The sequence below is a fragment of the Caballeronia sp. ATUFL_F1_KS39 genome (assembly GCF_023630985.1).
Taxonomy (GTDB): domain Bacteria; phylum Pseudomonadota; class Gammaproteobacteria; order Burkholderiales; family Burkholderiaceae; genus Caballeronia; species Caballeronia zhejiangensis.
The window spans coordinates 198,257-211,771 of the sequence record NZ_JALQDZ010000017.1 but is presented as its reverse complement, the minus strand read 5'-3'; the positions used below and the strand labels follow the sequence as shown (position 1 = coordinate 211,771).

Annotated in this window: 11 protein-coding genes; 5 read left to right on the top strand and 6 right to left on the bottom strand. The window is 63.9% G+C overall.

The window, feature by feature from the left end:
* The first annotated feature begins 186 nt into the window (after positions 1 to 186).
* Both NCR93_RS11030 and NCR93_RS11025 read left to right on the top strand, forming a co-directional pair.
* Complete coding sequence (locus tag NCR93_RS11030; RefSeq protein WP_008342712.1) at positions 187 to 1,317, top strand: acyltransferase family protein; 1,131 nt, start codon at positions 187 to 189, stop codon at positions 1,315 to 1,317.
* Between the two features lie 79 nt (positions 1,318 to 1,396).
* On the top strand, positions 1,397 to 1,549 hold the full coding sequence (locus NCR93_RS11025) for a hypothetical protein (protein WP_033537310.1): 153 nt from the start codon (positions 1,397 to 1,399) through the stop codon (positions 1,547 to 1,549).
* Position 1,550: 1 nt separating this feature from the next.
* On the opposite strand, the gene NCR93_RS11020 is transcribed toward NCR93_RS11025, so the two are convergent.
* The 4 genes from NCR93_RS11020 to NCR93_RS11005 form a co-directional block, all read right to left on the bottom strand.
* On the bottom strand, positions 1,551 to 2,822 hold the full coding sequence (locus NCR93_RS11020) for an EAL domain-containing protein (protein WP_175980451.1): 1,272 nt from the start codon (positions 2,820 to 2,822) through the stop codon (positions 1,551 to 1,553).
* 227 nt (positions 2,823 to 3,049) lie between these two features.
* The gene (mdtD, locus tag NCR93_RS11015; RefSeq protein WP_175980450.1) at positions 3,050 to 4,483 is read right to left on the bottom strand and encodes a multidrug transporter subunit MdtD; all 1,434 of its coding nucleotides are present in this window, start codon (positions 4,481 to 4,483) and stop codon (positions 3,050 to 3,052) included.
* An 8-nt stretch (positions 4,484 to 4,491) separates the two neighbouring features.
* Positions 4,492 to 5,238, bottom strand: a complete 747-nt coding sequence (locus NCR93_RS11010; protein ID WP_008342704.1) for a GntR family transcriptional regulator — start codon at positions 5,236 to 5,238, stop codon at positions 4,492 to 4,494.
* A gap of 224 nt (positions 5,239 to 5,462) precedes the next feature.
* Positions 5,463 to 6,677 (bottom strand): MFS transporter, encoded by a 1,215-nt coding sequence (locus NCR93_RS11005; protein WP_250518304.1) that lies wholly within the window; start codon positions 6,675 to 6,677, stop codon positions 5,463 to 5,465.
* A 335-nt stretch (positions 6,678 to 7,012) separates the two neighbouring features.
* On the opposite strand from NCR93_RS11005, the gene xdhA reads away from it, so the two are divergent.
* From xdhA to xdhC, 3 genes are read left to right on the top strand one after another with little or no spacing between them, the layout of a single operon-like run.
* Positions 7,013 to 8,536 (top strand): xanthine dehydrogenase small subunit, encoded by a 1,524-nt coding sequence (xdhA, locus tag NCR93_RS11000; protein WP_008342701.1) that lies wholly within the window; start codon positions 7,013 to 7,015, stop codon positions 8,534 to 8,536.
* 18 nt (positions 8,537 to 8,554) lie between these two features.
* Positions 8,555 to 10,918, top strand: a complete 2,364-nt coding sequence (gene xdhB / locus NCR93_RS10995; RefSeq protein WP_250518303.1) for a xanthine dehydrogenase molybdopterin binding subunit — start codon at positions 8,555 to 8,557, stop codon at positions 10,916 to 10,918.
* Positions 10,915 to 11,421: a xanthine dehydrogenase accessory protein XdhC gene (gene xdhC / locus NCR93_RS10990; RefSeq protein WP_008342699.1), complete on the top strand. Its 507-nt coding sequence runs from the start codon at positions 10,915 to 10,917 to the stop codon at positions 11,419 to 11,421. The genes xdhB and xdhC overlap by 4 nt, the downstream gene beginning before the upstream one ends.
* Before the next feature lie 14 nt (positions 11,422 to 11,435).
* Here xdhC and NCR93_RS10985 read toward each other — a convergent pair whose 3' ends face one another.
* Positions 11,436 to 12,356, bottom strand: coding sequence for an AraC family transcriptional regulator (locus NCR93_RS10985; protein ID WP_250532215.1), 921 nt, complete (start codon positions 12,354 to 12,356; stop codon positions 11,436 to 11,438).
* Positions 12,357 to 12,414: 58 nt separating this feature from the next.
* Complete coding sequence (locus tag NCR93_RS10980; protein WP_008342697.1) at positions 12,415 to 13,401, bottom strand: LysR family transcriptional regulator; 987 nt, start codon at positions 13,399 to 13,401, stop codon at positions 12,415 to 12,417.
* Between the last annotated feature and the right edge of the window lie 114 nt (positions 13,402 to 13,515).

Sequence of the window (13,515 nt, the reverse complement as noted above, 5' to 3'; positions counted from 1 at the left end):
TCGATATGAGTTCCGAATGCCGCAATCAGAATGAAAGCCCTCGCGAGAGGGCTTTTTTCGTTGAAGCGTCCGGCGTGAGCTATTTTTGGGGAACGTCGAAGTCTCACTTGGTCTAACGGGATTCTGGTCGCCCAATCGGCTTCCGATTTCCATGTTGGCGTTGCCAACACAGACGCGAGCTGAATAATGACGACACGGTATCATCAACTGGATTCGCTGCGCGGCATTGCCGCTTTGACAGTCGTATTCAGTCACTATTCACAGATCACCCTCACGCATTGGCTGCAGCACGTTCCATGGCGCGCAATCGCCGAAGGGCATTCCGCCGTGATCCTGTTCTTTGCGCTGAGCGGTTTCGCCTTGGCCATGCAGGTTACCGGCGATAGTAAACCCGGCTTCGCCGAGTTCATCGTGAAGCGCGTGTGCCGTATCTACATCCCATATCTCATCGCGGTTCTGGCCGCTTATACCGCGTATTGCTTGCTTTACCGGTCGAATCTCTCTTGGACCGGCGAATGGGTCAATCAGGCATGGCACGCGGGCATCGATCGGCGTGATTTGCTGGATCACCTCTACTTTGTGATTCCGTTCAGCAACAGCACGCTCGATCCGGTGCTCTGGTCGCTCGTCTACGAGATGCGTATCTCGCTGATCTTCCCGATTCTCGTCGTCGTGGTATTTGCCACGCCCGTCTGGTTTTCCGTAGCACTAAGCATGTGTTTCTCTCTTGCTGCATTCGGCTATTACCATCATTTGCAGCGGACCCTCCTGGACGCGAGCATTCAGGGCGAATGGATGCCGACCATCCATTACATGTCGATGTTCGTTCTCGGCGCGTTGATTGCGCGGTATCGCGAAGCCATTTCGTCGAAACTCGGCGCCTATTCCGCGCGAACGCTTTTCGGCGCATTGCTGATTTGTCTCGCCCTTTACGTCCTCGTCGGTTCGATCACTCGCCATTCGATATCCAACGACGTGCTGCGCAGTTTCGCCGACGACTGGATCATTCTTCCAGCCGTGACCGGCATTCTCGTTCTGGCGATTGCGCTCAGGCCGTTCGCCGCGTTTCTGACCGCGCGGCCATTGATTTTCCTCGGCGAGATTTCATTCAGCCTGTATCTGCTGCATTGCATCGTGTTGCTGGGCGTGCTGCATTATTTTGGCGAAACCTATCAAGGCATGTCGCTGATCATTGCCGCCGTGCTGATTCTTCCCGTCAGCATCGCGGGATATTACGCGGTCGAAAAGCCGTCGATTCGACTGGGACGATATCTGACGCGCGGAAAACAGCGGAGCAGAGTGACGCAGCGTGCGTGACGATAAGCCGTCGCTGCGCGCATCGGAGCGCGAGCCTAAAATATCGGCTCGCCGCAACGATCGAAATCGCATCGCCATCATGAAACGCTTCGCAGGCCTGTGCCTCGCGGCCTGGTCGGCCGCCGCATTGCTCTACTTCGGCCGCCATTCCGCCGCGCTCATCGTGCTCTCCGGCGTGCTCGTGCTTGCCGGCTTCGATCTGCTCCGTCCGGAATCCGAAAACAGCGCGTAGCCTACCGCTGCTTCGCGCCTTCCCAGTTGATATCGACGCACAGCACCTGTAAGCCATAAGGCGTCTGCGCGGCGATCGACGCCGTCACGCAAAGGTGCGCCTCGTTGATCGACAGATATGGCGCCGTCAGATGCATGCGCCCCGGCGCGCGCAGCGCCTCGATGAAGTACGGCCGGCGCTCCCAGCTTGCGCCCTCCGAATGCAGCAGCGGACTGAAGCGCTTCGCGCGCTGCGATGTACGCACGATCGGCACGACGTTGTCGCCGATCTGCCGCCCGGCCTGATCGAGCAGGAAGCAGCGCGCGGTGTCGGTGAGTTGTAGCAGTTCGCTCGTCGCGGCCGTGAGCGTCTCGCCTTCCATCAGCTTGACCGACGCGCGCTCCAGCCCGCTTACATACGGCTCGAGGCGCGCGACTTGCGCCCGTTCGCGGCCCGCGACGCGTTCGCGCGATGCTGCCGACAACGCATCCATCACGCCAGCGGCGACTTCGCTGTGCACCGCCTCGACGCTCGGCTGCGCGAAGTACGCGCCCTGCACGAAATCGACATTGCACTCCAGCGCGATGAGCGCGTCGCGTTCGGTCGCGAGGCCGCCCATCAAGACGAGCTGGCCGGACTCATGGAGCAGCGAGACGAGGCGCGGCAGCACGCGCTCGATATGCGAATGCTCGGTCGCCTGCTGAAGGATGCAGCGGTCGAGCGTCACGATATCCGGCCGCAGATGCCACACGCGATCGATGTTCGAATGCTTCACGCCGAAGCCGTCGAGCGCGATCAGAAAGCCCGACTTGCGCAGCGAATCGATGATTTCAGCGAAACGTGTCGTCTCGCCGCCCGCCTGCTCGGGCACTTCGAGCACGACGCGCTGCGGCGACAGACCGATGTCCTTCAGCGACGCGAGCAGCGCATCGCCGTAGCTCGTGTCCATCAGCGCGGCGGGGTGCAGGCTCAGGAAGAGCCATTCGTCGTGGCTGTCGAACGCATTGAAGTTGCCCAGATGCAGCGATTCCGCGAGCCGGCCGAGTTCGAGCAGATCGCCGCGCCGCGCGGCCTGCGTGAATACCTCGTGCGACGGCACGTGACGATGTGAGTCGTCGCGCGCGCGCAAGGACGCGTGATAGCCGATCGCGCGCCGGTGCGACACCGAAAACACGGGCTGGAACACGCTGAAAACGGTGTACTCGCCGTACAACACGGTGCGACGCGATCCATCGTCACCGGCGACGGGGCGCGGCGGCTGGAAGCGGGGTGGGTCGAGATCAACCATGCTCATGGTGTCGGGGCGCAGGGCAAGTAACTTTATCGAGATAGTTTACCGGATCGGCACTCGAGCGTTCGAGCAAAAAGCGTGCAAATTCAATATCCAAGCGGCGCTCGCCGGGTATCGCGCGCTTCGTTGCGCCTATTCGTGTGCGGATTGGACGCCGCATGCCGCAGACGCGGGAGCGCGCGCCGTCCAAACGTGCGTGCGGGCACCGGCGCGGTGCGTCGGCCGGGTTCTTAGTTCGATTCGGACGGATCGGGCTTTCTCGCGACCGCGCGCACTTCCGGCGCGAGCTGTCCGAAGATCCACGCCGTCGCGGCCGTGATGATGCCGACGCATAGGAACGTCGCGTGGAAGGCGGGCAGCGAGTTCGTCTCCGTGACCTGCGGCAGCAGTCCTGTAAACGTCGACAGGATCGCGCCCGCGACGGTCACGCCGAGGCTCATTGACAGCATTTGCACGAGCGAGAACAGGCTGTTGCCGCTGCTCGCGCCGCCGGTGCCGAGGTCCTTCAGCGTGAGCGTGTTCATCGCGGTGAACTGCATCGAATTGAAGGCGCCGAAGATCGCGAGCTGCACGAGCCGCAGCCAGAGCGGCTGATGCGCGCTCACGAGCGCGAAGCTCGCCATCATCAGCCCGACGAGCACCGTGTTCACGACCAGCACGCGCCGATAACCGTGCTTTTCGATGAGCCGCGTGACGACGCGCTTGGACGCCATGCCCGCGGCCGCGACGGGCAGCATCATCATGCCGGCCTGAAAAGGCGTGTAGCCGAGGCTCACTTGCAGCAGGAGCGGAATCAGATAAGGCATCGCGCCGCTGCCGATGCGCGCGAAGAGATTGCCCAGCAAGCCGACGCTGAAGGTGTGGATCTTGAAGAGATCGAGCGAGAAGATCGGCTGGGCGGCGCGCGTCGCGTGCAGACCGTAGGCGACGAAGCAGCCGAACGAGAGCACGAGCAGCACGATCACGATCGCGTGCGCGAGGCCGAGATCGGCGAGTCCGTCGAGCGAAATCGTGAGCGCGACCATGCCGATCGCGAGCAGCAGGTAGCCCGCCAGATCGAAGCGCGCGGTCGCCGGATTGCGGCTGTCGGGCATGTACAGGTTCGTCGCGATGCAGCCGATCACGCCGACCGGCACGTTGATCAGAAAAATCCAGTGCCACGACGCGATCTGCACGAGCCAGCCGCCGAGCGTCGGGCCGATGAGCGGGCCGATCAGCCCCGGAATCGCGACGAACGCGAGCGCGGAAAGATAGCGCTCCGCCGGGAACACGCGCAGCACGGCGAGGCGTCCGACCGGCAAGAGCATCGCGCCGCCGACGCCCTGCACGACGCGATACGCGACGAGCGCCGTCAGCGATTGCGCGTTCGCGCAGAGCAGCGAGCCGATCGTGAACACGAGGATCGCGCTGAAGAACACGCGCTTCGTGCCGAGCTTGTCGGCGAGCCAGCCGGAGACGGGGATCATCATCGCCATCGTCAGCGAGTAGGCGATCACGACGCCCTGCATGCGCAGCGGCGCCTCGCCCAGACTTCGCGCCATCGCGGGGAGCGCGGTGTTGACGATCGTCGAGTCGAGCGTCTGCATGAAGAAGCCCGTGGCGACGAGCCACAGCATGATGGAGAGCGATCGGTCGGACGTCTGGGCTGTGGGCGTGTCGGTCATTGGGCGGGTTACTTTCGCAGCTCGGCGACGAAGTCGTAGTAGTCGTTGCGGCAGTAGGTATCGGTGAGCTCGATGGCGCGCTGATCGGCCGTGTAGCCGACGCGCGTGATGAGCAGCAGCGCGTCGTGCGGCGCGATGCCCATCTGCTCGGCAATCTCCGGGCTCGCGTTCACCGCGCGGAAATGCTGAAGCGCGCGCACGATCGAAAGCCCGCGTGCATCGAGATAGCTGTAGAGCGAATCGCCGATGGTCTGCGGATCGGGAATGCACGACGCCGGAAAGGTGGAATTCTCGACGGCCATGACGATGTCATCGGCGAGACGCAGGCGTTTGAGGCGCGTGACGGTCGCGGCGGGCGAGAGGCCGAGCTGGATGACTTCCTCGCGATTGGCCGGCTCGATGCTGCGCGAGAGCCATTTGGAACTCGGTTTGAAGCCGCGGCGCCGGAGCATTTCGGAGAAGCTCGACAGACGCGAGAGCGGGTCTTCGTAGCGCGGCGTGATGAAGCTGCCCGCGCCTTGTTCGCGGCGGATGAGCCCTTGTTCGACGAGCAGCGCGATCGCTTTTCGCGAGGTGATCCGCGAGACGCCGAGTGCTTCCGACAGCACGCGCTCGGAGGGCAGCGCTTCGCCTGCGTTCCAGCGATTGTCGTGGATCGCGTTGGCGAGCTTGCGGGCGAGTTGAAGGTAGAGCGGAGTGTCGCTGTCCGGGTCCGGGCGCAAATCGCGCCAGCGGTCTTCCGAGGTCGGGTTCATAAAGCGGACGCTAATGGGCCAAGCGGGGATTTTAAGACAAACGCTGAAGGGGGGCGCTCCGTGTTTCGCTTTGAGGCGGGTTTTGGTTGCTTGGCCTTTTCTCGTCGGATCCCGTTTTCTTGGTGGTCCATTAGCGTAGCCCCGACAGGGGCAGTGCTGATAGACCGACACGAAAACGGGACCCGGTAAAACGCGCCCGACGCGATGCTACGAAAGCGCTGAGTTCAAGCCGTAGCCGCCCCACCCACCCCACGTCCACCGCGCATATATAGCGCCACCGACAACGCCACCGCCGCCGCTGCGGCCAGCGCGGCAAACAGAAACACTGACCCGTACCCCAGCTCCCCCGCGACATATCCAGCGAGCGGCCCGGTCAATCCGAGCGACAAATCCAGAAACACCGAATACGCCGACAAAGCCGCGCCCCGGCTGGCCGGCGGCACGAGCCCGACCGCCTCGACGCCGAGCGCCGGAAACACGAGCGCGAATCCGAAGCCGGTCAGCGCCGCGCCCGCGAGCGCGAAAGTCGGCTCGGCGGCGAGCCACAGCATCAGCAGACCCGCGCATTCGAACGCAAACGACACGATCGCCACGCGAAACCCGCCATACGCCTTGATCGTGTTGGCGAACAGAAGCCGCGCGCCGATGAACATCGTGCCGAACACCGTGAGCGAAAGCGCCGCATTCGGCCAGTTGTGCGCGGCATAGTAAAGCGTGATGAACGTCGCGATGGAGCCGAATCCCGCCGATCCGAGCGCGAGTCCCAGTCCATGCGGCAACACGCGGAAGAACACGCTCCGATACGACATGCGCTCGCCGTGCACGATCGGCACGCTCGCCATGCGCGTCGCGAGCCAGTAGCCGAAGCCGCCGAGCGCGATCACGATCAGCCCGAGTGACGCGAATCCCAGCGAATGATCGATCGCGACGCCGAGCGGCGCGCCGATTGCGAGCGCGCCGTAAGTGGCGATGCCGTTCCACGAAATCACCTTCGCGTTGTTGTTCACGCCGACGCGCCCGATGCCCCATGTGATCGATCCCGTGCCGACCCAGCTCTCGCCGAAGCCGAGCACGAGCCGCGCGATCACCAGCAGCACGAGACTCACCGCGTGCCACTGCGCGGCGAGCGCCGAGGCGAGCAGCAGCACGCCGCTTGCCGCGCACGCCGCGAGACCGTAGAGCACGGTTTTCTTGGGGCCGAGCGTATCGGCGGTGCGGCCCGCCAGCGGCCGCGACACGAGCGTCGCGAAGTACTGGACGCTGATCGCCGCGCCCGCCATCACCGAGCCGTAGCCGAGATCCGTGTGCACGAAGCCCGGCAGCACCGCGAGCGGAATGCCGATCGTCAGGTAGCAAAGGAACGTGTACATCACGACGGGCAGAATCCGCAGCGTGACGGCGAAGTCGCTTTGCGGCTTGATGCGGGACTCGGTGGACATAGGGAAATTGCGGGGTTGAATTCGGCGCGAAGGCGTGATTGTCCCATATGTTGCGGCGCAACGTCGCAGTCGTTTTGTAACCAGCTAGGACAAATCGCCTGTCCGAATCATCGGGCGCCGCCGAGGGAACCCTTGCTGGATAAGGCTCTCAGCACATATCGGACGAAGAATATGTCGTTCATGCAATGCCGCCTATGGGTTATCGATTTTGGCGGTGATAGCTTTTGAACCATCGAAGCGACAGGACTAATCTGAAAAGGTCCGAAATCGCGAATGCCACCGGCTGCGCATCCCGCGCAACCAGCGAAAAAGCATCGAAGAGCCCCGAGACATCCATGACTGAGCCGATCCGCTTCTATCACCGCAACGCGATCCAGGAAGTGAGCGGCGCGTCGACGACGCGCACCGTCCTGCAATATCTGCGCGAAGACGCGCGCTGCACCGGCACCAAGGAAGGCTGCGCGGAAGGCGACTGCGGCGCGTGCACGGTCGTCATCGGCGAGCCGGACGGCGCGGGCGGCGTCGCGTTCAAGGCCGTCAACGCGTGCGTGCAGTTTCTGCCGACGCTCGACGGCCGCGCGCTCTTCACCGTCGAAGACCTGCGCCAGCCGGACGGCACGCTGCATCCGGTGCAGCAGGCGCTCGTAGATTGTCACGGCTCGCAATGCGGCTTCTGCACGCCCGGCTTCGCGATGTCGATGTTCGCGCTCTACGAAAAGCACGGTCATGCGACGACCGGCTGCCCGGGAACGTGCGAGAAGACGAAGCCCTCGCGCCAGGAGATCAGCGATGCGCTGACGGGCAATCTGTGCCGCTGCACGGGTTATCGGCCGATCATCGACGCTGCCGAGCAGATGTTCGACCGCGCGCCGCTCGCGCCCGTCAACGTGCCGGCGCTCACGCGCACGCTCGAAAGCCTGAAGCGCGACGACACGTTCCACTACGAGCACGCCGGCCGCCAGTTCGACGCGCCGCGCACGACCGAAGCGCTCGCCGCGATCAAGGACAAAAACCCGAACGTGCGGATTCTCGCAGGCAGCACGGACGTCGGTTTGTGGGTGACGAAGCAGTTGCGCGATCTGGGCGATATCGTCTATGTCGGGCAGATCGACTCGTTCAAGCACGTCGAGACGACGGACGAATGGATCGAGATCGGCGCGGGCGTGTCGGTCGAGCGCGCGTACGACGAACTCGTGAAGCTCTATCCCGAACTCGAAGAGACGCGTCTGCGTTTCGCGTCGCTGCCGATCCGCAACGCCGGCACGCTCGGCGGCAACGTCGCGAACGGCTCGCCGATCGGCGATTCGATGCCCGGCCTCATCGCGCTGAATGCGCGCGTCGTCCTGCAAAGCGTCGATGGTCTGCGCGAGATGCCGCTAGAGGATCTGTACATCGCGTATCAGAAGAAGGACATGCGCGAGAACGAGTTCGTCGCCGCGATCCGCGTGCCGACGCGCACGGGCAAACGCGCGAACCTTAAGTTCCGCGCGTACAAGCTGTCGAAGCGTTTCGACTCCGATATTTCCGCCGTCTACGCCGCGTTCAGTTTCATCGCCGATGGCGACACGATCCGCGAGCCGCGCCTCGCTTACGGCGGCATGGCCGCGACGCCGAAGCGCGCGGAACACGCCGAAGCCATTCTCAACGATGCGCTTTGGCACGAAGCCACCGCGCAGGCCGCGATGATCGCGCTTTCCAAGGATTACCAGCCGCTCACCGACATGCGCGCGAGCAGCGACTATCGCCTCGACACCGCAAAGAGCCTCTTGTATCGCTTCTGGCTGGAGACGCGCCCGCACGATCCGCTGGACAAATCGAAGCTGGATGTGCGCGCAATCGAACTCGTCGAAGCGAAGTAAGCGAAGGAGCAAAAGAACATGAATCAGCAAGCAGAAGCATTCATCGCCGACGCTCAGTCGCTCGCGAACGAAATCGACGCTTTCAAGCAGGTCCACGTATCGCGTCCGCATGAGTCGGCGCATCTGCACGTGAGCGGGCGCGCGAGCTATACCGACGACATTCCGCTCGTCGCGGGCACGCTGCACGCCGCGCTCGGCACAAGCCCAAAGGCGCACGCGAAGATCGTATCGATGAACTTCGACGCCGTGCGCGCGACGCCAGGCGTGGTCGCCGTCTTCACCGCCGAGGACATTCCCGGCGTGAACGATTGCGGCCCGATCATCCACGACGATCCGGTGCTGGCTCAGGGCATCGTGCAGTTCGTCGGCCAGCCGATGTTCATCGTCGTCGCGACGTCGCACGATACGGCGCGCTTGGCCGCGCGTCGCGCGACCATCGAATTCGAAGACCTCGTGCCGATTCTCACGCCCGAAGACGCGCGCAAAGCGGAATCGTACGTGCTCAATCCGCTGAAGCTCTCGCGCGGCGACGCCGAAAGCCGCATGTCGAAAGCCGCGCATCACGAGCGCGGCGCGATGAAGCTCGGCGGCCAGGAACAGTTCTATCTCGAAGGCCAAATCGCCTATGCCGTGCCGAAGGAGGATGACGGCATGCACGTCTACTGCTCGACGCAGCATCCGACGGAAATGCAGCATCTCGTCGCGCACGTGCTGAATGTGCATTCGCATAACGTGCTGGTCGAATGCCGTCGTATGGGCGGCGGATTCGGCGGCAAGGAATCGCAGTCGGGCATTTTCGCGTGCTGCGCGGCGCTCGCCGCATGGAAGTTGCTGTGCCCGGTCAAGCTGCGTCCGGACCGCGACGACGACATGATGATCACCGGCAAGCGTCACGACTTCGTGTACGACTTCGAAGTCGGCTACGACGATGACGGCAAGATCGAAGGCGTGTCCGTCGACATGACGTCGCGCTGCGGTTTCTCCGCGGATTTGTCGGGCCCGGTCATGACGCGCGCCGTATGCCATTTCGACAACGCGTACTGGCTCTCGGATGTGAAGATCGCAGGCTATTGCGGCAAGACCAACACGCAGTCGAACACCGCGTTTCGCGGCTTCGGCGGGCCGCAGGGCGCGTTCGCGATCGAATACATTCTGGATAACGTCGCGCGTGCGGTCGGGAAGGATTCGCTCGACGTGCGCCGCGCGAATCTCTACGGCAAGACGGAGAACAACAAGACGCCTTACGGCCAGACGGTCGAGGACAACGTCATCCACGAACTGATCGCCGAACTCGAAGAGACGAGCGAGTATCGCAAGCGCCGCGCGGCCATCGACGAATTCAACGCGAACAACGCAATTCTGAAGAAGGGCCTCGCACTGACGCCGGTGAAGTTCGGCATCGCGTTCAACGTGACGCACTTCAACCAGGCGGGTGCGCTGGTTCACATCTACACCGACGGCTCGATGCTCGTGAATCACGGCGGCACCGAAATGGGCCAGGGCCTGAACACGAAGGTCGCGCAAGTGGTTGCGCACGAACTCGGCGTGAACTTCGAGCGCGTGCGCGTGACGGCGACGGATACGAGCAAGGTCGCGAATACATCGGCGACGGCGGCATCGACCGGCACCGATCTCAACGGCAAGGCCGCGCAGGACGCCGCGCGCCAGTTGCGCGAGCGGCTCGCGAAGTTCGCGGCGGAGAAGTTCGGCGGCGGCAAGGTCACGCCGGCGCAAGTGCGCTTCGCGAACGACCGCGTGATCGTCGGCGACGATGCCATTCCGTTCGGCGAAGTCGTCCAGAAGGCATATCTCGCGCGCGTGCAGTTGTGGTCCGACGGCTTCTACGCGACGCCCAAGCTCCACTGGGATGCCGCGACGATGCAAGGCCGTCCGTTCTACTACTACTCGTATGGCGCGGCAGTGTCGGAAGTAGTGATCGACACGCTCACCGGCGAAATGCGCGTGCTGCGCGCGGATGCGTTGCATGACGTGGGCGCGTCGCTGAATCCGGCGCTCGACAAGGGTCAGGTGGAAGGCGCCTTCGTGCAGGGCATGGGCTGGCTGACGACGGAAGAGCTGTGGTGGGACGACAACGGCAAGCTGATGACGCACGCGCCGTCGACCTACAAGATTCCGACGACCAACGACATGCCCGCCGATTTCCGCGTCGATCTCTTCAAGAATCGCAACGTGGAGGATAGCATCCATCGTTCGAAGGCCGTCGGCGAACCGCCGTTGCTGCTGCCGTTCTCGGTGTTCTTCGCGATCCGCGATGCCGTTTCCGCTGTCGGCGATCACAAGATCAATCCGCCGCTCAACGCGCCCGCGACGGCCGAAGAAATCCTGAAGGCGGTGAATGCGGTGCGGAGCGCGCGCTCATGATGCACGTCGTCCTGTTCGGCGCGGGCCACGTCGGCCATGCGCTCGTGAAGGTGCTCGGCACGTTGCCGTGCGTCGTGCAATGGGTCGATGCGCGCGACGAACTTTTCCCCGACGAAGTGCCGCCGAACGTGCAGATCGAAGCGACCGATCTGCCCGACGCGATCGTCGACGAAGCGCCGCCGGGCGCGTATTTCATCGTGATGACGCACGATCATTCGCTCGACTTTTCGCTGACGCAACGCATCATGCGGCGCGACGACTTCGCTTACTTCGGGCTGATCGGCTCGAAGACGAAGCGCGTCAAGTTCGAGCGGCGATTGATGGAGCGCGGTGTGGCGGCGGATCGGCTGCCGGAGATCACGTGTCCGATCGGCGTGGAAGGGATCGTCGACAAGGCGCCGTGGTCGATCGGGCTCGCCGTTGCCGCGCAACTGCTGCGCGTGCGGGAGGTGACGGCGAGGTTCGGAACGCCGGCGGTGAACGCAGCGCATCTTTCCGCCTGAGCCACAATGACGCTTCAAGCGATGCCGTTGGTCTGCCTGAAGCGTCCCGGCGCGACGCCATAAAGCTCCTTGAACCGCTTCGAAAACGCCGCTTCGGACTGATACCCCACATCGGCCGCGACATCCGCGATGCTCTTTTTCGTATGCGTGAGCATCGTGCTGGCGAGCTGCATCCGCACGTGACTCAGCAACGCGAGCGGCGAGCTGTCCGAATGCGCCGAGAACGCGCGCATGAACGTGGCGCGCGACATCGCCGCTTCCTTGGCGAGCATCTCCAGCGTCCACGGTTCGGCAGGGCGCTCGAGCATCGCGATGATCGATGCGCCCAGCCGCCGGTTCGCCAGCAAGCCGAGCACGCCCGCCAATGACGGCTGTCCGTCGAGCCACGCGCGCAGCACCATCGTGAAGAGCGCGGTCGATAGCGCCGTGACGATCGACGGCGCGCCCAGTTGCGCATCTTCCGCTTCGCGGCGCATCGTCTGGACGAGCGGCGCGAGATAGGACGCCGACGCGTTCGAGAACGATACGTGCACGACATCCGGCAGGACGTCGATCAGAAGCGCGCGCGGCGCGTAGAGAAAGCGCCCGCACAGCAAGTCCACGCCCGGCGGCTGCCCGCCGCAATTGCTTCTTACCGTGACCGCGCCGTTGTCGCGCGCTTCCATCTCGACTTTGGACGAGCCGCCTTCGCGCGCCTTGATGCTCAGCACATGCGGGTCTCCGCGCGGCAGAAAGAAAATGTCGCCCGCCGTCAGTTCGAGCGGCGCGTGACCTTTGCGCACGACGGTGCACGCGCCGTCGAGCACGACGTGATACACCGCTTCGCCGGCGGGCGCGGGCGCGTGATCCAGTTCCAGCGGGCCGCTCAGCAGGCAGCGCAGATCGAGCGCGCCGGCAAGGCTCGCAAGCTGAATCAGTTTGTCGAGAGCATCCATGTGAGCGGGCGGGCAGAAGGTGTCGTTCGGATAGTACCGAAGTCCCGCCGCGCGTGCGTTACTTCGCGGCTTCGCCCAGTTCGGCGGTTTCATCGCCCGATGCCGCCGCCGCGACTTGCTTCCTGCCCGTGAGCGAGTCGGATACGGTCGACATCAGCGTGCGAAGCCAGGCGATATCCGTCGGCTGATCGGGCTGCGGCACGGAAAGCTGGTAGCACTTGATGCGCGGAAACGGTATCGGCGAGTCGAGCACGGCGAGCGGCAGCATCGCCGCATAGTGCTGGGCGAAGCGGCGCGGCGCGGTGAAGATGAGGTCCGACTGCAACAGCACCTGCGGCACGAGGCCGAAGTACGGAATCGTCGTGACGATGCGCCTTTCGATGCCCGCGCGCGCGAGCCCGATGTCGATCGGATGACGCCGGCCGCCGCTATACGGCGTCGGCGCGAGGTGCGCGGCGAGCGCGTAGCGTTCCGCCGTCAGCGGTTCGCGCGCGAGCGGATGATTCGCACGCATCAGGCAGACGAATACGTCGCTGAAAAGATCCTGGCGTTCGAAGCGCGGCTCGGGCTTCGTCCAGTTCGCGACCATCAGATCGATTTCGCCTTCGTCGAGCATGCGCTCGTGATCGCGCATCGGATTGAGCGACTCGATCTCCAGACGCGCATTGGGCGCGGCGTCGCGAAAAGCGGCGACGAGCGTCGGCATGAAGAAATCGTTCAGATAATCAGGCGCGGCCACGCGGAACGTGCGGCGCGAGCTTTGCGGGTCGAAATCGCCGTGCGGCGTCGCGACGAATTCCACTTCGCGCAATGCGCGTTGCGCGGGCGCGAGCAGCGATTCGCCGTATTCGGTCGGCACCATGCCCTGTTTGCCGCGCACGAGAATCGGGTCGTTCAGGATCTCGCGCAGACGGCGCAGCGCGGTGCTGATCGCCGGTTGCGTCTGGTTCAGCCGCTGCGCGGTCTGCGTCACGCTGCGCTCCAGCAGCAAGGTGCGCAGCACGCGGATGAGCCAGATGTCGAGTGAGTCGGCGGGATCGTTCATGGCAAGCAAGTGAATTCAGGACGCGCGGGCGCGAACTCGCGAGCCCTAAAGCCGAAGTAAACCGCTTATCCAATTTTGACGCCATAGCAGGCGCGCTATGCACGGCATAGGCGC